Annotated in this window: 19 protein-coding genes; 12 read left to right on the top strand and 7 right to left on the bottom strand. The window is 42.0% G+C overall.

Features of this window, described 5'->3' with window-relative positions:
- Window positions 1-59 precede the first annotated feature (59 nt).
- The gene (locus FBF75_RS17155; RefSeq protein WP_007496879.1) at window positions 60-374 is read left to right on the top strand and encodes a YerC/YecD family TrpR-related protein; all 315 of its coding nucleotides are present in this window, start codon (window positions 60-62) and stop codon (window positions 372-374) included.
- A gap of 80 nt (window positions 375-454) precedes the next feature.
- Here FBF75_RS17155 and FBF75_RS17150 read toward each other — a convergent pair whose 3' ends face one another.
- The gene (locus FBF75_RS17150; protein WP_035391438.1) at window positions 455-970 is read right to left on the bottom strand and encodes a DUF3916 domain-containing protein; all 516 of its coding nucleotides are present in this window, start codon (window positions 968-970) and stop codon (window positions 455-457) included.
- 93 nt (window positions 971-1,063) lie between these two features.
- Window positions 1,064-2,644: an FMN-binding glutamate synthase family protein gene (locus tag FBF75_RS17145; protein WP_035391436.1), complete on the bottom strand. Its 1,581-nt coding sequence runs from the start codon at window positions 2,642-2,644 to the stop codon at window positions 1,064-1,066.
- Between the two features lie 139 nt (window positions 2,645-2,783).
- Between FBF75_RS17145 and FBF75_RS17140 the strand changes: the two genes are divergently transcribed.
- Window positions 2,784-3,014 (top strand): hypothetical protein, encoded by a 231-nt coding sequence (locus tag FBF75_RS17140; protein ID WP_035391434.1) that lies wholly within the window; start codon window positions 2,784-2,786, stop codon window positions 3,012-3,014.
- 1 nt (window position 3,015) lies between these two features.
- Here the strand turns inward: FBF75_RS17140 and FBF75_RS17135 are convergent, their stop codons facing one another.
- Window positions 3,016-3,408: a DUF2283 domain-containing protein gene (locus tag FBF75_RS17135; protein WP_035391433.1), complete on the bottom strand. Its 393-nt coding sequence runs from the start codon at window positions 3,406-3,408 to the stop codon at window positions 3,016-3,018.
- A gap of 281 nt (window positions 3,409-3,689) precedes the next feature.
- On the opposite strand from FBF75_RS17135, the gene pcrB reads away from it, so the two are divergent.
- The 5 genes from pcrB (at window position 3,690) to FBF75_RS17110 (ending at window position 11,087) form a co-directional block, all read left to right on the top strand.
- Entirely contained in the window at window positions 3,690-4,382 is a 693-nt protein-coding gene (gene pcrB, locus FBF75_RS17130) for a heptaprenylglyceryl phosphate synthase (RefSeq protein WP_035391431.1), read from the top strand.
- 57 nt (window positions 4,383-4,439) lie between these two features.
- The gene (pcrA, locus tag FBF75_RS17125; protein ID WP_017366764.1) at window positions 4,440-6,662 is read left to right on the top strand and encodes a DNA helicase PcrA; all 2,223 of its coding nucleotides are present in this window, start codon (window positions 4,440-4,442) and stop codon (window positions 6,660-6,662) included.
- 44 nt (window positions 6,663-6,706) lie between these two features.
- Entirely contained in the window at window positions 6,707-8,713 is a 2,007-nt protein-coding gene (gene ligA, locus FBF75_RS17120; RefSeq protein WP_017359803.1) for an NAD-dependent DNA ligase LigA, read from the top strand.
- A 15-nt stretch (window positions 8,714-8,728) separates the two neighbouring features.
- Entirely contained in the window at window positions 8,729-9,916 is a 1,188-nt protein-coding gene (locus FBF75_RS17115; protein WP_008344253.1) for a CamS family sex pheromone protein, read from the top strand.
- Between the two features lie 163 nt (window positions 9,917-10,079).
- A complete protein-coding gene (locus tag FBF75_RS17110) occupies window positions 10,080-11,087 on the top strand; it encodes a phosphotransferase enzyme family protein (RefSeq protein ID WP_008344249.1) in 1,008 nt (335 codons plus the stop codon).
- Window positions 11,088-11,131: 44 nt separating this feature from the next.
- Here FBF75_RS17110 and FBF75_RS17105 read toward each other — a convergent pair whose 3' ends face one another.
- Both FBF75_RS17105 and putP read right to left on the bottom strand, forming a co-directional pair.
- Window positions 11,132-11,824 (bottom strand): MgtC/SapB family protein, encoded by a 693-nt coding sequence (locus tag FBF75_RS17105; protein WP_008344247.1) that lies wholly within the window; start codon window positions 11,822-11,824, stop codon window positions 11,132-11,134.
- Window positions 11,825-11,992: 168 nt separating this feature from the next.
- Window positions 11,993-13,474 (bottom strand): sodium/proline symporter PutP, encoded by a 1,482-nt coding sequence (putP, locus tag FBF75_RS17100; RefSeq protein WP_061418249.1) that lies wholly within the window; start codon window positions 13,472-13,474, stop codon window positions 11,993-11,995.
- Between the two features lie 412 nt (window positions 13,475-13,886).
- On the opposite strand from putP, the gene gatC reads away from it, so the two are divergent.
- From gatC to gatB, 3 genes are read left to right on the top strand one after another with little or no spacing between them, the layout of a single operon-like run.
- On the top strand, window positions 13,887-14,177 hold the full coding sequence (gene gatC / locus FBF75_RS17095) for an Asp-tRNA(Asn)/Glu-tRNA(Gln) amidotransferase subunit GatC (RefSeq protein ID WP_003213898.1): 291 nt from the start codon (window positions 13,887-13,889) through the stop codon (window positions 14,175-14,177).
- A 14-nt stretch (window positions 14,178-14,191) separates the two neighbouring features.
- Window positions 14,192-15,649: an Asp-tRNA(Asn)/Glu-tRNA(Gln) amidotransferase subunit GatA gene (gene gatA / locus FBF75_RS17090; RefSeq protein WP_017359799.1), complete on the top strand. Its 1,458-nt coding sequence runs from the start codon at window positions 14,192-14,194 to the stop codon at window positions 15,647-15,649.
- A 13-nt stretch (window positions 15,650-15,662) separates the two neighbouring features.
- Window positions 15,663-17,093, top strand: a complete 1,431-nt coding sequence (gene gatB / locus FBF75_RS17085) for an Asp-tRNA(Asn)/Glu-tRNA(Gln) amidotransferase subunit GatB (RefSeq protein ID WP_007496855.1) — start codon at window positions 15,663-15,665, stop codon at window positions 17,091-17,093.
- A gap of 182 nt (window positions 17,094-17,275) precedes the next feature.
- Here gatB and FBF75_RS17080 read toward each other — a convergent pair whose 3' ends face one another.
- Entirely contained in the window at window positions 17,276-18,121 is an 846-nt protein-coding gene (locus tag FBF75_RS17080) for a TetR/AcrR family transcriptional regulator (RefSeq protein WP_017359798.1), read from the bottom strand.
- 131 nt (window positions 18,122-18,252) lie between these two features.
- On the opposite strand from FBF75_RS17080, the gene FBF75_RS17075 reads away from it, so the two are divergent.
- Window positions 18,253-21,477 (top strand): efflux RND transporter permease subunit, encoded by a 3,225-nt coding sequence (locus FBF75_RS17075; protein ID WP_056408166.1) that lies wholly within the window; start codon window positions 18,253-18,255, stop codon window positions 21,475-21,477.
- Between the two features lie 228 nt (window positions 21,478-21,705).
- Here the strand turns inward: FBF75_RS17075 and FBF75_RS17065 are convergent, their stop codons facing one another.
- Window positions 21,706-22,659: a nucleoside hydrolase gene (locus tag FBF75_RS17065; protein WP_136944979.1), complete on the bottom strand. Its 954-nt coding sequence runs from the start codon at window positions 22,657-22,659 to the stop codon at window positions 21,706-21,708.
- Between the two features lie 181 nt (window positions 22,660-22,840).
- Here FBF75_RS17065 and FBF75_RS17060 point away from each other — a divergent pair, with 181 nt between their 5' ends.
- Window positions 22,841-23,749 carry a diacylglycerol kinase gene (locus FBF75_RS17060; RefSeq protein ID WP_007496845.1) on the top strand — a complete coding sequence of 303 codons (909 nt, stop codon included), beginning with the start codon at window positions 22,841-22,843 and terminating at the stop codon, window positions 23,747-23,749.
- Window positions 23,750-23,764 lie beyond the last annotated feature (15 nt).

The raw sequence follows: 23,764 nt of genomic DNA, 5'->3' as shown, positions 1-23,764 counted from the left end.
TTTCTCGGAAAAGTCAGTGCGGAGCGGTGTGCCAATAGTAAAGGAGAAGATGTATAAAGATGCAAATTGATAAATTAAGGGGCAAAAGCTTAGATCAGCTATTCAACTCCATCTTATCCCTTAAAGACCTGGAAGAATGTTATCGATTTTTTGATGATTTGTGCACCATCAATGAAATCCAATCTTTATCACAGCGTCTTGAAGTAGCGCGTATGCTTCGCGAGGGAAATACGTATCATAAAATTGAGACGGAAACAGGTGCAAGTACAGCCACTATCTCACGTGTCAAACGCTGCTTGAACTACGGAAATGATGCCTATACGATGGCACTTGACCGCGTAGCAGAGCAACAAGCAACGGACGAAACAAAATAAAGCAGCTTTCACTGCAAACATTCTTTATGATTTGTCGTTTTGAAGTTGAACAAGTAAGAGCCATTTCATTTGAAATGGCTCTATTTGATGTCATCAAGTTCCCCCATAAACCATCGTTCACCTTCATAGGACACTTCATCGTCATCAGTGATTACTTCCTTAAAACCGATAGTTCGCATATTTTGCGGAACAGATAAATCCCAATCTTTTTGAATATTTCTCTGATCAGAAAGGGGAAGCCATGTCTGATACTCATCTTGTCTGTTGAAGAAATCTTTCACATAAGAATCCCCTTTAAACACAATGATTTGTGAATGCCATAATCCAGGCAGATCGACTGCGACCACGACACGATATATGTCCCCGTCGTTTGGTTTCAAATCAATGAGATGCTCAGCTCTATTCAATAGAGTTTGAATGCATAGACGTTTGATCTTTTTCGGTGTTCTGTTGGAAGTCATAAAATCATAAGCCGCTGGTAGAGGCAGGTGCCAGTAGTCAGAAACATTCTCCGGAAACGACTGCGTATTTGCGTTCATTTCTTTTATGATCTGTTGAGTCTTTCGTTTCATACCGCGGACCTTTTTTTCACGCATACTCTTTCTCCTTATCAAAGATCTATTAAGTTCTTTATACGTGATTGAGCAAGAATGTCAACGAAAAAAGGTGCGGAAACGCACCTTTTTAAGCTAGACAGACTGCTCTGTGCCTGAGAACATAGGGACTTCACTTGTCTGACCGTTTTCTTGTCTAAAAATAATATGTTTTTCGTTAAAATGAATAGGTGATTCAATTCCAGCTGCTGCGCATAAATTAAACAAACCTTCTCTAAGGGACAGGATATAATTGCAGACGCGGTATTTCTTTTCTTCAATGGATAAACCTTTTTGCAGCTTTGGATCTGTCGTGGCAACCCCAACTGGGCATTTATTCGTGTGGCATACTTGCGCCCGAATACAGCCAACCGAGAACATCAAGCCCCGTGCGATATTCACAAAATCTGCTCCCATGGAAAGGGCAATCGCAATTTTATCAGGGGAGAGAAGTTTGCCAGAAGCAAAGAGTTTTACCTGATCTCTGACACCGTATTCTTTCAATATTTGATGAACCATTGGGAGTGCCGTAAAAATCGGCAGCCCTGCGGAATCTGCCAATTCATGAAAGGAAGCACCAGTGCCGCCTTCTCCGCCATCTACTGTAATGAAATCAGGATGCTTTCCGCTTTTTTTCATGTACGCTGCAAGTTCCTCAATGTTTTCTTTATGTCCGACCACAAGCTTGATGCCGACAGGCTTTCCGCCTATACTTCGCAACTGTTCAATGAAATCAAACATATCAGGAATGGAGTGGAACATCTCAAATCGATTTGGACTGTCAATGGATTGGTGGGGCGGCAATTTACGGATGCTTGCAATTTCTTCGGTGACCTTTTCACCGTCAATATGTCCGCCGCGTGTTTTAGCTCCTTGAGCCAGCTTCAGCTCAAAGGCTTTGACTTCCTCGTGCTCGCTTTTTTTCTTAAACTCTTCAAAGGAAAAAGCGCCATCCTCTGTTCTCACGCCAAATAGACCAGGCCCAATCTGGCATATAATATCAGCTCCGCCTTTGAGGTGATAGGGAGAAAGCCCGCCTTCACCTGTGTTCATCCACGTACCGCCAGCCATCTTTAATCCTGAGGATAATGCTGTAATGGCCCTGTCGCCTAAAGATCCGTAGCTCATGGCTGACTGACCAATCAGGCCTTTTACACGGAAAGGCTTTTGACATGTGTGCTCGCCTATCACTTGTACATCGTCTTGATGGAGATAGTAAGGTTTTGCTTCGATCTCTTTGGTATGTTCACTTCTTCTCAACAAATTGTCTTGATCGATCTGATACACTTTTGTTTGGATTTTTTCAGATTGATCGATGCGTAACTCATCTCGCTGCTTTGGAAATAGGACGTTGCGAATATAGTAACCAGGCTTGTCAAAATCACGTTTTGATCCAAAGCCCATTGTCCGGCTTTTGTACTTCCCAGACATGACAGCTTGCTCGTATTCTCTTCTTGAGAAAGGAAGCTCCTCTCGATCATTTAGAAACAGATATTGACGAAGCTCAGGTCCTATTTTTTCAAAAATAAACCGTAGCTTTCCAATGACCGGATAATTTCGTAGGACAGAATGCTCTTCCTGTTTTTCATCTCGCATCCAAATCCAGATGAATAAAATGATTGGTATGATGAAAAAAATCACTAATAATGCGCCAATGACGATGAAAGTTGTTGTCACGAAAATCCCCTCTTTTCTCTATCATTATTGTTGTTATTCCACTTTTCATTGAAAGAGAAACCACTTCAACAGATTGTGACGTTTAGAAATGAAGAGGCGGGGTAACTTACAAATAAGATCATAAGGGGAGGGAACATACATGAATAAGCGTCCGAATGCGTATGTACTTGCAGGATTAGGGGTTGGTGGTGCAGTGTTATTAGCAGTGAAAAATAAACAGCATCTCAAAAAATGGGCAAGGATGTTCCGATCAGATGAAAAGGTTCCTGAAAAAGCTGGTCACCCTGATCCGTTAGATATTCAAGACAACAAGATGGTCGATGAAGGGGCCATGACATCTGTTCATTATTTTAATGAAGTGAGACAATAGTTTAGAAAAACCGTTTTGACCATTCAAAACGGTTTTTTCTTGTCTTTTTTTTGATGTGATATCGAAGAGGATCGACAATCGTAAAACCGATCAACCCTTTGTGATCAGGCGTCGAGAAAAGAAATTCAATGCCCGATAAATGATAGGTTGAGAGAACTTCCTGATCCGTAAAACGTAACGAAAGCTCGTCCTCATAAACGGGTGTGTGCTTCAACACCTTGGCTTCTTCTGCAAATAACTCCAGCCCAGCCACTCGGCCCTCTTTGTCGATGTCTACGTTCACACATTCATTCACGTCTAATTCAATGGTTTCTTTGATTGTCCCGATTCGAGGCGGGATGAGATAGATGTATCCGATGTCGATCGTTTGATCATATGTGATGGTTCTTTTCAAATCATTCACCTGCTTGGTCGATAGTAAAATGTTCCTTTCATGTATAATATCATGTGATGAGATGAAGTAGCTCTCATTTCAGTTCAGCATCCATCTATTGATCTCCCTCAGCTCCTCTTGAAGTGGAGTTTTCATATAGTCTCCATTCACCTCGCCTAAAGTGAAAATCGACTATTTTCAAAAGAATGAAACTTTTAGCTGAAGGAGGTTACCCATTTTTTGCGGTGTCTGATTTTGTTATAATATTTAAATGGAATGAAACGAATGGAGGAACGTTTTTCATGTATGATGTTACCGAGTGGAAGCATGTCTTTAAACTCGATCCAAATAAAGAGATTTCCGATGAACAACTTGAAGCGATTTGTGAATCCGGTACGGATGCCATTTTGATTGGCGGCAGTGACAACGTGACAGAAGACAACGTGCTGCAACTGATGTCAAAGGTGCGCCGCTTTCTTGTGCCATGTGTCCTTGAAATCTCGACACATGAGATGATTGTGCCTGGCTTTGACTTGTATTTTATCCCCACTGTGTTAAACAGCGCTCATCCTGATTGGATTGTTGGTCTGCATAAGGATGCGATGAAGGAATACGGTGATTTGATGTCAATGGAAGAGATTGTGCCGGAAGGATATGTCATCTTAAACGAAGAGTGTAAAGCGGCTAAGCTGACAGAGGCAAATACGGCACTGGATATAGATGACGTAAGGGCATATGCGAGAGTGGCAGAGCACTTGATGAAACTGCCCATCTTTTACTTAGAATACAGCGGGACGCTTGGAGACATAGAGCTTGTGAAAGAAACCAAAGCAGTGCTACATGAAACGGTTCTATTTTATGGCGGCGGTATTGAAAGCAAAGAGCAGGCGAAAGACTTTGCACAGCATGCAGACGTTGTCGTAGTGGGAAACGTCATTTATGACAATTTTCAAGAAGCGTTAAAGACAGTCGACGCAGTGAAAAAGTCATCATAGTCAAACAAGACGAAACGGGTTAAAATAGAACATAAGTTCGAATTGGCGGTGAATGAAATGAATGAAATATCGAATCATCTATTAGAAGGGCTGAATGACGCGCAGAAAGAAGCGGTCAAAGCAACAGACGGGCCGCTGCTACTGATGGCAGGAGCAGGTAGTGGAAAAACACGAGTGCTCACGCATCGAATTGCGTATTTAATGGCAGAAAAGCATGTGGCACCGTGGAATATTTTAGCGATTACCTTTACAAATAAAGCAGCAAGAGAAATGCGTGAGCGTGTACAAGCCATTTTAGGGCCTGGTGCGGATGACATTTGGATCTCTACGTTCCACAGCATGTGTGTGCGCATTTTACGACGCGATATTGACCGTATTGGTGTGAATCGCAACTTTTCTATATTAGACACATCTGATCAGCTTTCAGTCATTAAAAACATTTTAAAAGAACGAAATATCGATCCTAAAAAGTTTGATCCACGTAGCATTTTAGGTTCAATCAGTAGTGCAAAAAACGAACTCATTGACGCAGAGGAATACGCAAAAACAGCCGGTGACTTTTACGATCAAGTGGTCAGCGACGTCTACACAGATTATCAAAAACGATTACTCAAAAACCAATCACTCGATTTTGATGATCTTATTATGATGACGATTCGTCTGTTTGAGCGGATCCCTGAAGTATTAGAACACTATCAGCGAAAATTCCAATACATTCATGTCGATGAGTATCAGGATACAAACAGAGCGCAGTACATGCTTGTGAAATTGCTCGCTCAGCGTTTTCAAAATATATGTGTGGTCGGTGACTCGGATCAGTCCATCTACCGCTGGCGTGGAGCGGATATTACAAACATTCTTTCCTTTGAAAAAGATTATCCGTCCAGTGAAGTGATTTTGCTTGAGCAAAATTACAGATCGACTAAACGTATTCTGAATGCTGCAAACACGGTCATTCAAAACAATTCAAACCGTAAGCCAAAAAACCTTTGGACAGAAAATGACGAAGGAGCGAAGATTGCCTATTACCGTGCAGATAATGAATTCGGTGAAGGTCAATTTGTCGCTGGCAAGATACGTCAGCTCCATCAGAGCGGCAAGCGTAAGTTATCTGATTTTGCGATCCTCTATCGAACGAACGCTCAGTCACGTGTCATAGAGGAAACGTTAATGAAGGCGAACATTCAATACAACATCGTCGGCGGCACGAAGTTCTATGACAGAAAAGAGATCAAGGACATTTTGGCATACTTACGCCTTGTGGCAAATCCAGATGACGACATTAGTTTTGCGCGCATTGTCAACGTACCAAAGCGTGGAATTGGGGCGACTTCTGTTGATAAAATTGCCGCATACGCAGAAATGAATGATCTCTCTATGTTTGAAGCACTTGGTCAGGTGGATTTCATTGGACTCAGTGCAAGAGCAGCCAATGCACTTGATGAGTTCAAACAGCTCATTGACCAAATGACAAACATGCAGGATTATTTATCTGTCACTGAATTAACGGAAGAGATCCTAGAGAAAACAGGTTACCGTGAAGCGCTGAAGATCGAAAAAACGATTGAAGCACAAAGCCGTTTAGAAAATATTGACGAGTTTCTATCGGTCACTAAAAACTTTGAAGAACAAAATGAAGATAAATCACTTGTCACCTTCCTGACAGACCTCGCCCTCGTCGCAGACATTGATAAGCTGGATGAGGCTGAGGAAGAAGATCAGGATGCGGTCATTTTAATGACCCTCCACGCAGCAAAAGGACTTGAATTCCCTGTTGTGTTCTTAATGGGTATGGAAGAAGGCGTCTTCCCGCACAGCCGTTCACTAATGGAAGATGCCGAGATGGAAGAAGAGCGCCGTCTTGCTTATGTAGGGATCACACGGGCCGAAGAAGAGCTTTATTTATCAAGTGCGAAGATGAGAACGTTATTCGGCCGGACGAACATGAATCTGGAATCACGATTTATCAGAGAAATACCAGCTGATTTATTGGACAACCTAAATGAGAAAAAAGAAACGAAAACACCGTTTGGCCAAACGAGAGAAAGACCGCAAAGACGAGGGCCTGTCTCACGTCCCCAAACGCAAACCATTCAAAACACAGGCGGCGGCAGCATTGGCTGGGCTGTCGGTGATAAAGCCGCTCATAAAAAATGGGGCGTTGGCACGGTTGTGAGTGTAAAAGGTAGTGGAGATAGTACAGAGCTTGATATTGCCTTCCCAAGCCCTACAGGCATTAAGCGTCTCCTTGCCGCATTTGCGCCAATCGAAAAGCAATAAACTGATAGGACTGACAAAACGGATGAAGTGAAAGGAAGAAGCAGATGGATAAAGAAGCAGCGAAACGCCGGATCGAGGAACTACACCAGATTTTGAATCAATACAACTACGAATATCACACACTGGATCGTCCAAGTGTTCCTGACGCTGAATATGATGCGCGGATGCGTGAGCTGATTTCTCTGGAGGAAGAATACCCTGATTTAAAAGCAGCGGATTCACCCTCGCAAAGAGTAGGAGGAGCTGTTTTAGACGCCTTCCAAAAAGTACGTCACGGCACACCGATGCTCAGTCTCGGCAATGCGTTTCATGAACAGGACCTTCTTGATTTTGACCGCCGGGTTCGTCAAGCAGTCGGTGACGACGTCGCTTACAATGTCGAGCTGAAAATTGACGGACTCGCTGTTTCTCTCCGTTATGAAAATGGCGTGTTTGTCCGGGGTGCCACGCGGGGTGATGGCACAACAGGTGAGGATATTACCGAGAACCTCAAAACCATTCGTTCCATCCCGCTCAAAATCAATCGGCCTCTGTCGATTGAAGTGAGAGGCGAGGCATTTATGCCAAAACCTTCTTTTGAAGCCCTTAACGAAAAAAGATTACAAAACGAAGAAGAGCCGTTTGCGAACCCGCGTAATGCGGCTGCTGGCTCACTTCGTCAGCTCGATACGAAAATTGCAGCGAAACGAAACCTTGATATCTTCGTCTACAGTATAGCGGAGCTTGATGAAATTGGTGTTGAAACGCAAAGCGCAGGACTTGATCTTCTCGATGAGCTTGGCTTTAAAACGAACAAAGAAAGACGGATGTGCCAAACCATTGAAGAAGTGATCGACCTCATTGAAACACTGAAAACAAAGCGTGCTGATTTCTCATACGAAATCGATGGCATTGTCATTAAAGTCAATTCATTGGCTCAGCAAGAAGAACTAGGCTTCACAGCAAAAAGTCCACGCTGGGCTGTTGCGTACAAATTTCCGGCCGAAGAAGTCGTGACGAAGCTGATTGATATTGAACTAAGTGTGGGGCGTACTGGCGTCATCACCCCAACAGCGATTCTTGAGCCTGTAAAAGTGGCAGGGACGACAGTGCAACGTGCATCTCTTCATAATGAAGATTTAATCAAAGAGAAGGATATCCGCCTTTTTGATCAAGTGATTGTCAAAAAAGCGGGCGATATTATCCCAGAGGTTGCAGGGGTTCTTGTTGATCAGCGAACAGGAGAAGAAGAGCCGTTTCACATGCCGACTGAATGTCCAGAGTGTCATAGTGAGCTGGTCAGAATTGAAGGAGAAGTGGCGCTTCGGTGCATCAATCCACAATGCCCCGCTCAAATACGTGAAGGACTCATTCACTTTGTGTCTCGTAATGCGATGAATATTGATGGGCTAGGCGAGCGAGTCATTACACAACTTTTCAAAGAACAGCTTGTCTCTCGTGTATCAGACCTTTACCGTTTAACAAAAGAAGAGTTGATTCAGCTAGAACGAATGGGCGAAAAGTCAGTCGATAACTTACTGCGTTCGATCGAGCAATCGAAAGAAAACTCTCTTGAACGGTTATTATTTGGACTCGGTATTCGATTTATTGGTTCTAAAGCAGCGAAGACGTTGGCCATGCACTTTGAGGATATCGATCAGTTAAAACAAGCAACGAAAGAACAATTACTTGAAGTAGATGAAATTGGTGAAAAAATGGCCGATGCAGTCGTCACGTACTTTGAGAAAGAAGAAATACTAGATCTGCTAAATGAACTAAAAGAACTTGGGGTCAATATGACCTACACAGGGCCAAAACCGGTGAAAGTAGAAGAAAGTGATTCCTACTTTGCAGGAAAAACGATTGTGCTGACGGGAAAATTAGAAGAAATGTCGCGAAATGATGCAAAGGCAGCGATCGAAGCATTAGGCGGCAAGTTAGCAGGTAGCGTAAGTAAAAAAACAGACTTAGTCATTGCCGGCGAAGCAGCTGGAAGCAAGCTGACAAAGGCAGAAGAACTCAATATTGAAATTTGGGACGAAGCCAAAATGCTCGAGGAGCTAAAGAAATAAGAGGAGTGTTTTCTATTGAAAAAGTTGCTATTGCTGCTGACAATGCTCACACTGGTATTGTCAGCGTGTGCACCTTTTGGGGGAAAGGATGAGGAAGAGGTTACACAAAAAACGGATGAAACGAAAGAAACAGCGATCATCCCAATGTACAACATCTCTGATTCCTATTACAAAATGGTGCTGCCGTTTAAACAAGGAGCGGCAAGAGGACTAACAGCAGAGCGTCTCAATACACGCTTAGACATTGATGAATTTGAAACAGGACTCATGCGCCTGGCAACAGAATCATTCAATACAAACGATTATCTGTTCCAAGAAGGACAGCATTTAGATGAAGATACTGTTCTCAGCTGGCTTGCCCGCAAAAAAACAGGCAGTGATCTGAAAAAGGCTGAAAAAGAAGACAAAGACTTTAAGAACTTAGGCTTAAACCCTGCTCTTCCAAACTCAGGTTCAACAAAGTCAAAAAACGAAAATAGTCCAATCTACTTAGCTTCCATGCTAGAGCATAATTACTTAATCAGAAAAGATAAAAATAGCTTACAGCTTGGCGGGGTTGTTATCGGTCTTGCGCTTAACTCTGTCTATTATTATCGCGAAAATATCGGAGATCCTCAGCAAGAGGTGACCATCGATTCATCGAAGAATTCAAAGAAACTTTTAGCAGAGGGCGAAAAAATTGCGGAACAAGTCATTAAACGCCTTCGTCAAATGGACGGACTGCAAAAAGTCCCAGTCATGATTGCTCTTTATAAACAAGCACCAAAATCATCTATTGTTCCAGGAAACTTCATCGCTAAAACTGATGTAAAAGCAGGATCAGCTGATATTGGCAGTTGGGATACGATTAAAGAAGAGAATGTCTTCTTCCCTTCAGATAATGCCAAGAGCAGCTACAAAGATGATTCAGAGCGATTTGACCGCTTCAAGACAAAGGTAGAAGACTACTTCCCGAATTACACAGGTGTGGTAGGCAAAGGTTTCTATAAAAACGGGAACTTGCAAAAAATGAAAGTAGAAATTCCAATGCAATTCTACGGAAAAACAGAAGTCGTGGCATTCACGCAATACTTAACAGGTGAAGTCATGGATTACTATAAGAGCACCAATATAGAAATCAACATCACCTCTTCTGATCAGCAAGAAGCCCTCATCACAAAAAATGCCGAAGATAAAGAACCAACGGTCCATATATATGACTAAATAAAAACCGCCTTTTGGCGGTTTTTTATTTCTAATTAGAGGAATCTTTCAACTTTTGTCAAAGTATGTGAAGAAACCAAAAGGAAAGGCAGGTATGTTGATGCTCGTATAAATGCTGATTACCGTCATATATAAGTAAAAAGACGATAAAAGGAGAATCAGCATGCATAAAGAAGTAAAAGCACGATACGATGAACAAATGGTCTTAAAGAAAGCGGCTCTACTCTATCATTTTCAGCCAGAACAGGTCACATTTCTAGCCGATGCAGAAAATTATGTGTATGAATATACGGATGAAAAAGGGTCGAGTTATATATTGAAAATCACCCATACCATTCGCCGCTCCCGCACATATATTTTGGGAGAAATGGACTGGATTCGGTATTTATCTCAACATGGAATCTCAGTAGCTAAACCGGTTTTATCCACAAGAGGAAAAGATGTTGAAGCGATTCCCGATCAAGCAGGAGGCGCTTTTTTGCTGAGAGTGTACGAAAAGGCGCCCGGCAGAAAAGTGACCGAAGCAGATTGGAATGGACAGTTGTTTCAAGCGTTAGGAGCCTATACAGGGCGTATGCATCAAACGACTAAACAATATCAAGTGAAAGATCCTCGCTATAAGCGTCAAGAGTGGTATGAGGAGGAGCAATTAAAGCTTGAAACGTATATTCCTTCTGATCAAACGGTTGTGTTGCAGCGAAAAGATGAACTGATGCAAAAGCTTCACCAGCTCCGAATATCCAAGGATGTCTATGGACTGGTGCATGCGGATTTACATCACGGGAACTTCCACTATCATCATGGAGAAATCATTGCATTTGATTTTGATGATTGTGGGTATCACTGGTTTATCAACGATATGAGCATTTTGCTATACAACGTTCTTTGGTATCCGGTGATTCCGTATGAGGATAAAGCTGAATTTACGGGTGAATTTATGAGCCATTTTCTCAAAGGCTATCGACAGGAGAATGAGCTTGATGACGCATGGCTGGCGACAATACCAGATTTCCTTATGCTGCGTCATATGCTTATTTATGGGCTTTTACATCAAGCATTTGATCTCCGAACACTAAGCGCTGACGAAAGTGCCATGCTGGCGCGTTTTCGAAAGGAGATTGAGGACAAAACCCCAATTACGCCTTTTGACTTTCATCAGCTAACAACATAAATCGAAAGCCCCTTGCTGTTTCACATAGCAAGGGGCTTTTTATCCTACACCGTATCACACTTCACACCAACAACGCCTTCTAAATCTTTAATATCAAAGTACACATCGGTTGTATAGCGGTCTTTATGTACGCGAACACGTACTTCCATGATCGGATAGTCCTTTTCCTTTAAATCATCAATACGTACAGAATGAATCCGAATATTGAGTGCTTTCATTTCTTTTAAAATCTCTGTCATACGGTTTCGATCAGAAAGTGACATTCTGATGCGGATTTCTTTTTCCTGTAAGCGAATGGGGCCAATCCGCTGGAAGAGCCAAGGTAAAAATTCCACACTGACAAGAATAAAGAAAAGACTGAGGAAGGCTTCTTTATAAAAACCTGCACCTGTTGCAACCCCAAGTCCTGCTGCTCCCCAAATCATCGCAGATGTCGTAAGACCTGAGATGACGTCATTGCTTTTGCGAAGAATCACACCTGCTCCAATAAAACCAACACCAGATATAATTTGCGCCGGTAACCTGAGTGGGTCCATTTGAAGCTTAGAGACTCGAGGGAAATTGTAGGCTGCATCAATGCTGATGATGGTTAATACGCAGGAGCTGACAGCAATGACAATACACGTTTTCAGCCCAAGCGGCTTTTTCTTAAGTTCGCGTTCAAGACCGATGATCAAACCGATTAAGGTGGCAACGGCTAATTTTAAGACCGTATCCCATTCAATTGTCCAAAACATGCGTATCGCTCCTTTCACTTCATGTACGTTTCACATCATGTATATGATCTTCTCACAGCCCATATGGCTGCACAACTTCTATTTTATTCAGAAACGGGAGAAAGAAAAGCATTTTATTTAAAAATAAAGAGAGTCATCCGCATAATGCAGATGACTCCTCATGTCTGGTTATTTTGTTTCTTCTTCGAGATGGTCTTCCATTTTGCTAAATAGCTTTTTAGAAGCTTTAGACGGTTTATTTGTTAAGAGGCTGACAATAATAGCAGTCAAACCACTTAAAATAAATCCAGGAACCATTTCATACAATCCAGTCGTGTTGTTTAAGCCTGTTGAAATCCAAACGAGAACGACAACAGCCCCAACAATCATTCCGGCTAAAGCGCCATGATGATTCATTCGTTTCCAGTATAGACATAACAAGATGACGGGACCGAATGAAGATCCAAATCCAGCCCAAGCATAACCGACAAGGTCAAGAATGGTATCACTTGGGTTTAGAGAGAGACAAATGGCAACAATCGCTACGACTAGTACAGAGATACGTCCAATCATCACAAGTTCTTTGTCAGAGGCTTTTCTTCTAAAGAATGTACGGTATAAATCCTCTGTCATCGCACTTGCAGTGACAAGCAGCTGAGAAGAAATTGAACTCATAATTGCAGCTAAAATGGCAGAAAGTAAAAATCCAGTAATATATGGATGGAATAACACTTTAGAAAACACAATAAAGATGGTTTCTGGGTCTGCCAAAGTGGTGCTTGTTTCATGAACATACGCCACGCCGACTAAACCGACAGATAGTGAACCAATGACAGACACAATCATCCAGCTCATACCGATACGACGTGCTGGCTTTAAATCTTTTACAGTCGTAATCGCCATAAAGCGAACAATAATGTGCGGCTGTCCAAAGTAACCGAGTCCCCAAGCGAGGAAGGAAATAATGCCAATGACGCTCGTTCCTCTAAAAATATCAAGCAATTTAGGGTCAATCTGTTGAATATCATTGAATGTGGCAACAGGTCCACCTAATTGAGTAAAGGCAACGATCGGCACGAGCACTAATGCTAAAAACATAATAGCTCCTTGAACAAAATCAGTTAAACTAACTGCCAAAAAGCCGCCGAATAGTGTGTACAAAATCACGATACTAGAAGTTAAGATTAAACCAAACATATAATGAGCACCAAACGCTGATTCAAATAAGCGTCCGCCTGATACCATACCTGATGAGGTGTAAAGCGTAAAGAAAATCATAATGATGACAGCTGAGACAGCTTTCAATAAAGTAGATGAGTCTTTAAACCGTTTGTCAAAAAAGTCTGGAATGGTAATCGCATCATCAGCAACTTCTGTATATGATCTCAATCGTGGCGCTAGGAATAGATAGTTTAAGTAAGCCCCACTAATTAAACCAACAGCAAGCCATCCAGATGAAAGACCGGTTGTATACATAGCGCCTGGAAGCCCCATCAGCATCCACCCACTCATATCAGCTGCACCAGCAGATAGAGCCGTTACATAAGGACCTAACCCGCGTCCGCCTAACATATAATCATTCAAGTCATTTGTTTTTCTGAATGCATACCAGCCAATAGCCAGCATTCCAATAAAATAAATAGATAGAGAAATTACAATCTCAATACTCATGTTTCCATATCACCTTTTTCGTATTAATTTGACATCACCTCAATCAAAATATACAAAGAACAGTCTATTGAACTGTCTGCTCACTGCTATGGTTACTTAACCTATCAGAGTATTCCCAAGTGATCAACCTTCTTAAACATCCTCATCATACAAAAAAAATACGTGTATGCGTGATGAGCGTCTATATGTAAGCGTTTACTAAATTAAATCAAAGTAAAAATTTTCTGAAAAATAAAAAGTCAGCTTGATGAATATTTTAGACACTGGCTACACCACAATGACATATTAGTGGACAAAGCCTTTCTAGGCGTCTTCGTAAAGTTGCTTTAGAACAGTAAAATTTGATATGATAAAGTGTATATGACTTATGATCATGACCACGAACACGTATCATTTTTGGAGGTGAACCTGCATGTCAAGAATTTCAATAGAAGAAGTAAAGCATGTTGCGCATTTGGCACGGCTTGCGATTACAGAAGAAGAAGCTGAGATGTTTACAGAACAGCTTGATAGCATCATTTCATTTGCAGAGCAGTTAAACGAGGTAGATACGGAAAACGTTGAACCGACAACACACGTATTAAAAATGAAAAACGTCATGAGAGAAGATGTTCCGAATAAAGGTCTTTCCATTGAGGCAGTCATCAAAAACGCGCCTGATCATAAAGACGGCTATATTCGTGTGCCATCAATTTTGGACTAAAGGAGGCCTGAGGCATGTCACTGTTTGACCACAAAATTTCTGAATTAAAAGAGCTTTTACATAAAAAGGAACTGTCTGTTTCTGATTTAGTGGACGAGTCTTATAAACGAATCCATGAAGTAGACGGGAAAGTACAAGCATTCCTAGCGCTGGACGAAGAGAAAGCACGTGCGTATGCAAAGGAATTGGACGAGGCAGTTGGTGAAAAGGACGAGCTTGGTCTATTGTTCGGTATGCCGATCGGTGTCAAAGATAACATCGTGACGAAAGATTTACGTACAACGGCATCAAGTAAAATCTTGCAAAACTTTGATCCTATTTACGATGCAACCGTTGTGAACCGCTTAAGAGAAGCGGAAGCTGTCACAATCGGCAAATTAAACATGGACGAATTTGCGATGGGATCTTCTACGGAGAACTCAGGCTTCAAAGCAACGAAAAACCCGTGGAATTTAAACACCGTTCCAGGTGGGTCAAGTGGTGGGTCAGCAGCATCTGTTGCAGCTGGAGAAGTACCATTCTCTCTTGGATCAGATACAGGCGGCTCCATTCGCCAGCCGGCATCATTCTGTGGTGTTGTTGGTCTTAAACCAACGTATGGCCGTGTATCCAGATACGGTTTAATCGCATTTGCTTCATCATTAGATCAAATTGGGCCGATTACGCGTAATGTTGAGGACAATGCATATGTTCTTCAAGCGATTTCTGGTGTTGATCAAATGGACGCAACGAGTGCAAATGTCGATGTACCAGATTTTCTTTCTTCATTAACTGGCGACATCAAAGGCTTGAAAATCGCTGTGCCAAAAGAATATCTTGGCGAAGGTGTTGGCGAAGAAGCAAAAGAGTCTGTTCTTAAAGCGTTGAAAGTATTAGAAGGACTTGGTGCCACATGGGAAGAAGTGTCTCTTCCGCATTCTAAATATGCGCTTGCGACTTACTACTTGCTTTCATCTTCAGAAGCATCTGCAAACCTTGCTCGTTTTGACGGTATTCGCTATGGCTACCGTACAGACAATGCAGACAACCTGATTGATTTATATAAAAATACCCGTTCTGAAGGCTTTGGAGACGAAGTCAAACGCCGCATCATGCTTGGCACATTCGCTCTAAGCTCAGGATATTACGATGCATACTATAAAAAAGCGCAAAAAGTCCGTACGCTGATCAAAAAAGACTTTGAAGATGTTTTTGAAAAGTATGATGTCATTGTAGGACCAACAACACCAACTCCGGCATTTAACATTGGTGAAAAGACAAGCGATCCACTGACGATGTATGCAAACGACATTTTAACGATCCCTGTTAACCTTGCAGGCGTCCCAGGAATCAGTGTGCCTTGTGGATTTGCAAATGGTCTTCCGTTAGGACTGCAAATCATCGGTAAACACTTTGATGAAGGAACCGTTTACCGCGTGGCTCACGCTTTCGAACAAGCAACAGATCATCATAAAGCAAAACCTGAACTGTAAGGGGTGAATCAGAATGAACTTTGAAACGGTAATTGGACTTGAAGTCCACGTAGAGCTCAAAACACAATCAAAAATTTTCTCAAGCTCACCGACGCCTTTTGGTGCGGCTGCCAATACGCAAACAAGTGTCATCGATCTTGGTTATCCTGGCGTACTACCTGTGCTGAACAAAGAAGCGGTGAACTTTGCGATGAAAGCAGCAATGGCACTGAACTGTGAGATTGCAACTGATACAAAATTTGACCGTAAAAACTATTTCTATCCTGATAACCCAAAGGCGTATCAAATTTCTCAATTTGATAAACCGATCGGTGAAAACGGCTGGATTGAAATTGAAGTAGACGGCAAAACAAAACGAATTGGTATTACACGTCTTCATTTGGAAGAGGATGCAGGAAAACTAACGCACACAGGCGACGGTTATTCACTCGTCGATTTCAACCGTCAAGGTACACCACTTGTTGAAATCGTATCTGAGCCTGACATTCGTACGCCAGAAGAAGCGTATGCTTACTTAGAAAAATTAAAATCCATTATTCAATATACAGGCGTCTCTGACTGTAAGATGGAAGAAGGCTCACTTCGTTGTGATGCCAACATTTCTCTTCGTCCAATCGGCCGTGAAGAGTTTGGAACAAAAACAGAGCTCAAGAACTTGAACTCATTCGCATTCGTCCAAAAAGGTCTTGAATTCGAAGAAAAACGTCAAGAGCAAGTATTGCTTTCTGGCGGCTTGATCGAACAAGAAACTCGCCGCTATGACGAAGCGTCTAAAAAGACGATCCTGATGCGTGTCAAAGAAGGTTCTGATGATTACCGTTACTTCCCAGAACCAGATTTGGTGGAGCTGTATATTGATGACGAGTGGAAAGAACGTGTAAGAGCATCGATTCCAGAGCTTCCAGACGAGCGCCGCAAACGCTACATTGATGAACTTGGACTTCCTGCATATGACGCAATGGTACTGACGCTGACAAAAGAAATGTCTGATTTCTTTGAAGCGACCATTTCAGAAGGTGCTGAAGCGAAGCAAGCATCAAACTGGCTCATGGGTGAAGTATCTGCGTACTTAAACTCGGCTCAAAAAGAGCTGGAAGATACGAAGCTAACGCCGCAAGGACTGGCTGGTATGATCAAGCTTATCGAAAAAGGAACGATTTCTTCTAAGATTGCCAAAAAGGTATTCAAAGAGCTTATCGAAAATGGGGGCGACGCAGAAACAATCGTCAAAGAAAAAGGACTTGTCCAAATTTCTGACGAAGGTGCACTGCTCAAACTTGTCACAGAAGCTCTTGATAACAACCCGCAATCCATTGAAGACTTCAAAAATGGAAAAGACCGCGCAATTGGTTTCTTAGTCGGACAAATCATGAAAGCATCGAAGGGACAAGCAAACCCACCGATGGTCAACAAGATTCTTCTCGAAGAAATTAAAAAACGATAAATCGCAAAAACCGCCTCTTCATTGAGGCGGTTTTTTTGTTGATGGATATGACAGGGTCTTATCACAGATTCAGACCACCGCCGTATATCAATTCATTGGTTCTTTTTTTATAATGAAGCATAAGCTTTAGCACATATTCGAAGGGGATAAAGGTGAACTAAAGTGAACATCGCCACGTATTGTCATTGGAGGAATAGCTTCAATTGTTCCACAGCTCTTTGGACAGCGGAGTCCTCACACGTTTCTAAATTTGTCAGCATCCCTTGAATGACCGGCTTGCGCGGCTCATCTTTGGCCAATTCTTCTTCAATAACTTCAATGGATACAAGGGTATCATCCGAAAGCAGATGCTCAGATTTTAACAATCGAAGCTCTTCTTGAAGAGTAGCGGCATTTGGCGCTTCATCATCCCAAATGTTTTGCTTTAGAATCGGCTTCGCATGAGAACGGAGAAGCCCATGCACCAAATCATCAAATCGGTCGAGAATAAAGGATGAGAGCTCATCACATGATAATTGCATCTGATCTTGCAAAAGCAGTACTTGCACATAAGATTGGATGATTCCTTGAATCATGACTGACAGGTCAGTTATATATGGTTCGATCTCCTGTCCATACGTGGTCAAAATAGAAATTTGGATTTCATCATTCATCTGCTTTTTAACCGTTTTGGAATACTTTTTAATTTGCTGGTTTTCCGGAATAATGTTCTCGCTGAGGATCAAAATGATAAAATCCTTGTTCTCAGCAAAGTGCTGGAACTGTTCAGCGATTTGTTTCTGAAAGATATCTCTAGGCGCAAGATGTTGATTTTCTTTTCGAATCTTTTCAATACTTTGCATAGACGTGTCGATATAATATTCAAACGCTCTGTTGAAAAGCTGTTCTTTTGATTTGAAATGCAAATAAAATGCACCTTTAGAAATTCCGCATTCATCTGCAATTTCCTGAATGGTCGTAGAAGAAAAACCTTTTTTCGCAAACAACTGAATGCTTGCTTTAATGATTTTTTCTTTTTTTTCGTTCATGAAATAAGGCCCCTTCAGCTTTAGAATGTTACGTCAAACGCAAGTGAAATGGTTGACGGCATTGTATATCACCGTTTATTATGATATAGAATGACCAGTCAGTCAATACATAAAGGAAAATGGAGGACATAATGAATTCGATCATCAATTTTGTATTAAAGAACAAGTTCGCTGTATGGCTCATGACGATTATCGTAACAGTTGCTGGTCTATATGCCGGATTGAATATGAAACAAGAATCAATCCCGAATATCAACACTCCAGTCATTACGGTTTCTACAACGTATCCTGGCGCAACGCCGGACGAAGTATCAGATAAGGTGACAGATCCAATTGAGAAGTCGATACAAAATCTCAATGGGGTGAATGTGGTCACTTCTAATTCTTTTGAAAATGCCTCATCGATTCAAATCGAGTACGATTACAATAAAGATATGGATGAAGCAAAGAAGGAAATTGAAGATGCCATTAGCAATATCAATTTCCCAGAAAATGCAGAAAAACCAAAAATCGCACGCTTTAGCATCAACGCGATTCCAATCTTAGCTCTTAGTGTCTCCGGTGATAAAGAATCATTACAAGACCTGACACAAAAAGTGGAAAATGATCTTATTCCTTCTCTTCAAGGCTTAGATGGTGTCTCTTCTGTCGAAGCTTCTGGACAACAAATCAAAGAAGTAGAATTTTCTTTTAAACAAAAGAAATTAAAGGAATATGGTTTAGATGAAGAAACTGTCCAAAACATGATCAAAGGCTCTGATGTCAATGTACCTTTAGGGTTATACACATTTGGCAACAAGCAAAAATCAGTCGTAGTGGATGGCAATATTTTAAGTGTTAAAGATTTGAAAAACATGCGAATTCCTGTTACACCAAGTGCAAGCGGCGGTGCGGGAAGCGCAGGAGCTGGAGCGCCTTCTAGCGGCTCAGGAAATGCAGGAGCTCAAGGTGCTGATCAACAGGCTGGAAGTGCAAGTCAGCAGCAGGCAGCAGCTCAGCAGCAAACTGGTGCAGGTGCAGCAAGCGGTCAATCGGTAGAGCTACCGACGATCAAACTTTCTGAGATTGCAGATATTAAAGTCGTGAAAGATGCAGAATCGATTTCTAGAACGAACGGAAAAGACAGTATCGGTCTGCAAATTGTCAAAGGCTCTGATGCCAACACAGTGAGTGTAGCAGAAGCAGTCACAAAAGAACTTGAAACATTCAAAAAAGACAATAAAGGAATCAAAGTCAGCACGACATATGATCAAGCAGAGCCGATTAAAGAATCTGTCAGCACAATGCTGAACAAGGCGATCATCGGAGCAATCTTTGCGATCATTATCATCATGTTGTTCCTTCGAGATATCAAATCAACATTAATTTCGGTCATCTCTATTCCGTTATCCCTGTTGATTGCTGTTTTATTATTAAATCAGCTAGATATCACATTAAATATCATGACACTTGGTGCCATGACAGTCGCCATTGGACGTGTTGTCGATGACTCGATTGTCGTCATAGAAAACATCTATCGACGAATGGCGTTAAAAGATGAACCGTTAAAAGGCAAAGCACTCGTTAGAGAAGCCACAAAAGAAATGTTTATTCCGATTATGTCTTCGACGATTGTCACAATTGCGGTATTCTTGCCATTAGCGCTAGTGGGTGGAATGATTGGTGAACTATTCATCCCATTTGCATTAACCATTGTGTTTGCTCTAATGGCTTCACTACTTGTCGCCATTACAATCGTTCCAATGATGGCTCATAGCCTATTTAAAAAGAACCTGTACGGCAAAGCGAAAAAGGTAAAAGAACACAAACCAAGCAAACTTGCTGGTGGTTATAGACGTGTACTCAATTGGACATTGAACCATAAATGGATCACGTCAGGAATTGCGATTCTGATGCTGATCGGAAGCTTATTCCTCGCACCACTTGTCGGTGTCAGCTTCTTACCACAGGAAGCAGAAAAAACGGCAATGGTGACATACACGCCAGAGCCTGGACAAACAAGAGAACAAGCCATTGCTGAAACGAAAAAGGCAGAAGATTACTTAATGAAACGGGATCATGTCAATACGGTTCAATATTCATTAGGCTCTTCAAATGCACTGACAGCAAGTGTTGGTGGAAACTCTAACGGTGCATTATTCTTCGTACAATACGACGATGACACACCGAACTTTGATAAAGAAAAAGATCGTGTGGTTAAAGCCCTGCAGGACAAAACGTCTAAAGGAGAATGGAAATCACAAGACTTCTCATCTGCTGGCGCAAGCAATACAGTGACGTACTATGTGTACGGTGACAAAGCAAGTGATATTGAAGGCACAGTCAAAGATGTCGAGAACATTTTAAAAGATGAGAAGAACTTGAAAAACGTCAGCACAAGTTTATCTGAGAAGTATGACGAATATACGTTTAATGCAGATCAAGAAAAACTGGCGAAACTAGGCTTGACCGCTTCACAAATCGCACAGGCGATCGCTCCTCAAAGTAATGAAACAACGTTGACGAAAGTAACAGAGGACGGCAAAGAACTAGATGTGAAGCTTCAAACGGAAAAAGATGAATACAAGAGTAAAAAAGATCTAGAGAATAAAAAGATCACAACACCAACAGGACAACAAGTCCGAATTGGCGATGTGGTGAAAGTGAAAGATGGCACAACAGCAAACACTGTGACAAAGCGTGATGGGAAGATTTACGCTGAAGTATCTGGTGACATGACAACAGACGACGTATCAAGTGTGACACAAGATGTCCAGAAGAAAGTTGACAAGCTTGATTTAAAATCTGGCGTTACGATTGATACAGGCGGTGTAAGTGCGGATATTGAGGAATCCTTTACACAGCTAGGACTCGCAATGCTTGCAGCGATTGCTATTGTATACCTCGTTCTCGTCATTACATTTGGCGGAGGTCTTGCACCATTTGCGATTCTGTTCTCACTTCCATTTACGATTATTGGTGCACTCGTTGGATTGTTTGTAGCGAAAGAAACCATCAGCTTAAATGCCATGATTGGATTGCTGATGCTGATCGGAATCGTTGTAACAAATGCCATTGTCTTAATTGACCGAGTGATTCATAAAGAAAAAGAAGGACTTTCAACAAGAGAAGCCTTACTTGAAGCAGGTACAACAAGATTACGCCCAATCTTAATGACGGCACTTGCGACAATTGGTGCATTGCTGCCACTCGCATTAGGTTTTGAAGGCGGAAGTCAGATCGTATCAAAAGGACTTGGCGTCACCGTTATTGGCGGTTTAACAAGTTCTACACTTCTCACATTGGTCATCGTGCCAATCGTGTATGAAATCTTAAGCAAGTTTAGACGTAAGAAAAAGTACGCTGAAGAAGAGTAAGAGGAAGCCCCGCTCATGAGCGGGGCTTCAGCGTGTAGACAAACCCTCGCATTCTTTGTCAGTCCTGCGTGCTGGTGCTCACGAATGTCAAATTCGCTATGCGCCGGTACTCGTCCTTCCTAGAATGCAAAGGTTTTCTATCACGCTGAAAAGAAGACACAGGGCTAAAATCAAGTTCATTTTAGCCCTGTGTCAACAATTTGAGCCCCGCTTATTAGCGGGGCTTTTTTATGATGAAATCTGACAAACCGCTTTTCTCATCAGCTCTTCAAATGCCTCGAAAAAGGCATCCCGATCGACGTGGTCAATGACTTGAATCGATTTTCCATCTGGATGTTCTTCAGTACGTCCTTGTCTTGGTGTTTCGGTATAAACAATTGCATTCATTTCTTTTGAACGGGTAAATGAGGTGGATGCAAGAGTGATCGTTGTCAGCACATCCCATAAGTAGTAAGTCGAGTTCGTTTCGTGATGAATGAGAGGCGGACAAAAGGCATAACATTGTCCAATAAAGTCAATCCCGATGTGAGAGCGAAGGGAAGCCCAGCGTTGACGGACATCGAGTGTGAGCGGGACTTGATTCGTGCTTTCCAGTGCGACCATTTCAATTGGAAAACGCTCTTGAAATACGGTGCTCACAGCATAAGGGTCCCAAAAGGCATTCCATTCTGCTGTTCCATCATGTTCGGGTTCTTCGACATTGCCTTTTTCAAGGAATGTGCCGCCCATCCACACCAGTTTCTCAATTTTATTTGAGATGGAAGGATCTTCTTCTAAGGCGCGTGCAAGGTCTGTGAGCGGTCCTGTAAAGAGCAGCGTAACAGGTTCGGTTGACTTTTTCACCGTTTCAATCAGGTGAAGATGTGCAGGAAGCTTAGATACTTTTGTATCAATAGCACCTTTTTCATTTAAAATCGGCAGGGCATCTACATAAAAAGCATGCATACGCCATTCCTTTGGAAATGGATTCACACCTCTAGAATTGGAAGCGGCTACTTCAATCTCATAAGGGCTAAAACGATCAATAATTTTCTGAGAGGCGCTCAGCGCAGGCTCTAAATAACAATCAGCAGGAATCACAGACGTCCCGATCACTTTCAGGTGTTCCATTTGAAGAAGCAGAAATAAGGACACGAGATCATCAACACCGCCGTCATGATTGAAATAGACAGGCTTTTTCATGGCATACCATCCTTTTCATCGTTTTCTTTTATCTTATCAGAATGCTGATCTGCTGAGGGAAACGTGCCATGAGATTTCAAATATTAGGGGGTTGTTCTGTTGCCATTTTCAAATCTCATAGTATAATTAAAGGTTGTTAGTGGTGAAAATAGATTGCATAATGATAATAGGATGATGATGAATGAAACGTGCTCGAATTATATACAATCCGACATCTGGACGTGAACTCTTTAAGAAGAATTTACCGCAGGTTTTGCAAAAATTTGAACAGGCTGGCTATGAAACATCTTGTCATGCGACGACATGTGCAGGAGATGCAACACAAGCAGCCGAAAAAGCCGCACAGAGAGACTTTGATTTAATTGTAGCAGCTGGTGGAGACGGCACGATTAATGAAGTCGTCAACGGATTAGCGCCGCTTGAAAAAAGACCAAAATTAGGAATCATTCCAGTTGGAACGACCAATGACTTCGCAAGAGCACTTGGCATTCCAAGAGAAGATATTTTAAAAGCGACAGATGCCATCATTGATGGTGTAGCAAAGCCGCTTGATATTGGTAAAGTGAATGGACAGTATTTCATTAATATTGCGGGAGGCGGCCGATTAACAGAGCTGACCTATGAAGTGCCTAGTAAGCTGAAAACCATGCTAGGACAACTTGCGTATTATTTGAAAGGCATGGAGATGCTTCCTTCCATTCGCCCGACAGAAGTCGAAATTGAATATGACGGCAAATTGTTTCATGGAGAAATCATGCTGTTTCTTGTTTCACTAACAAACTCAGTAGGCGGCTTTGAAAAGCTCGCACCAGATTCCATTCTAGATGATGGGATGTTTGACCTGATCATTCTAAAGAAGGTCAATCTAGCAGAAGCCATTCGAGTGGTCAGCCTTGCACTCAGAGGCGAGCATATTCATGATAACAATGTCATCTACGCAAAAGCGAATCGCGTGAAGGTAGATGTAAAAGATAAAATGCAATTGAATTTAGATGGTGAGTACGGCGGCATGCTGCCAGGTGAATTTGAAAACCTGTATCGCCATATTGAATTTATTGTGCCAAAAGCAACAGCTGAAAAAATAGGGTGAAGACTGAACTTGGTT

The sequence above is a fragment of the Bacillus sp. S2(2019) genome, assembly GCF_005144805.1.
Taxonomy (GTDB): Bacteria; Bacillota; Bacilli; order Bacillales; family Bacillaceae; genus Bacillus; species Bacillus altitudinis.
Note: the sequence above shows the minus strand (reverse complement) of the source record. Positions and strands in the feature narration are given on the sequence as shown.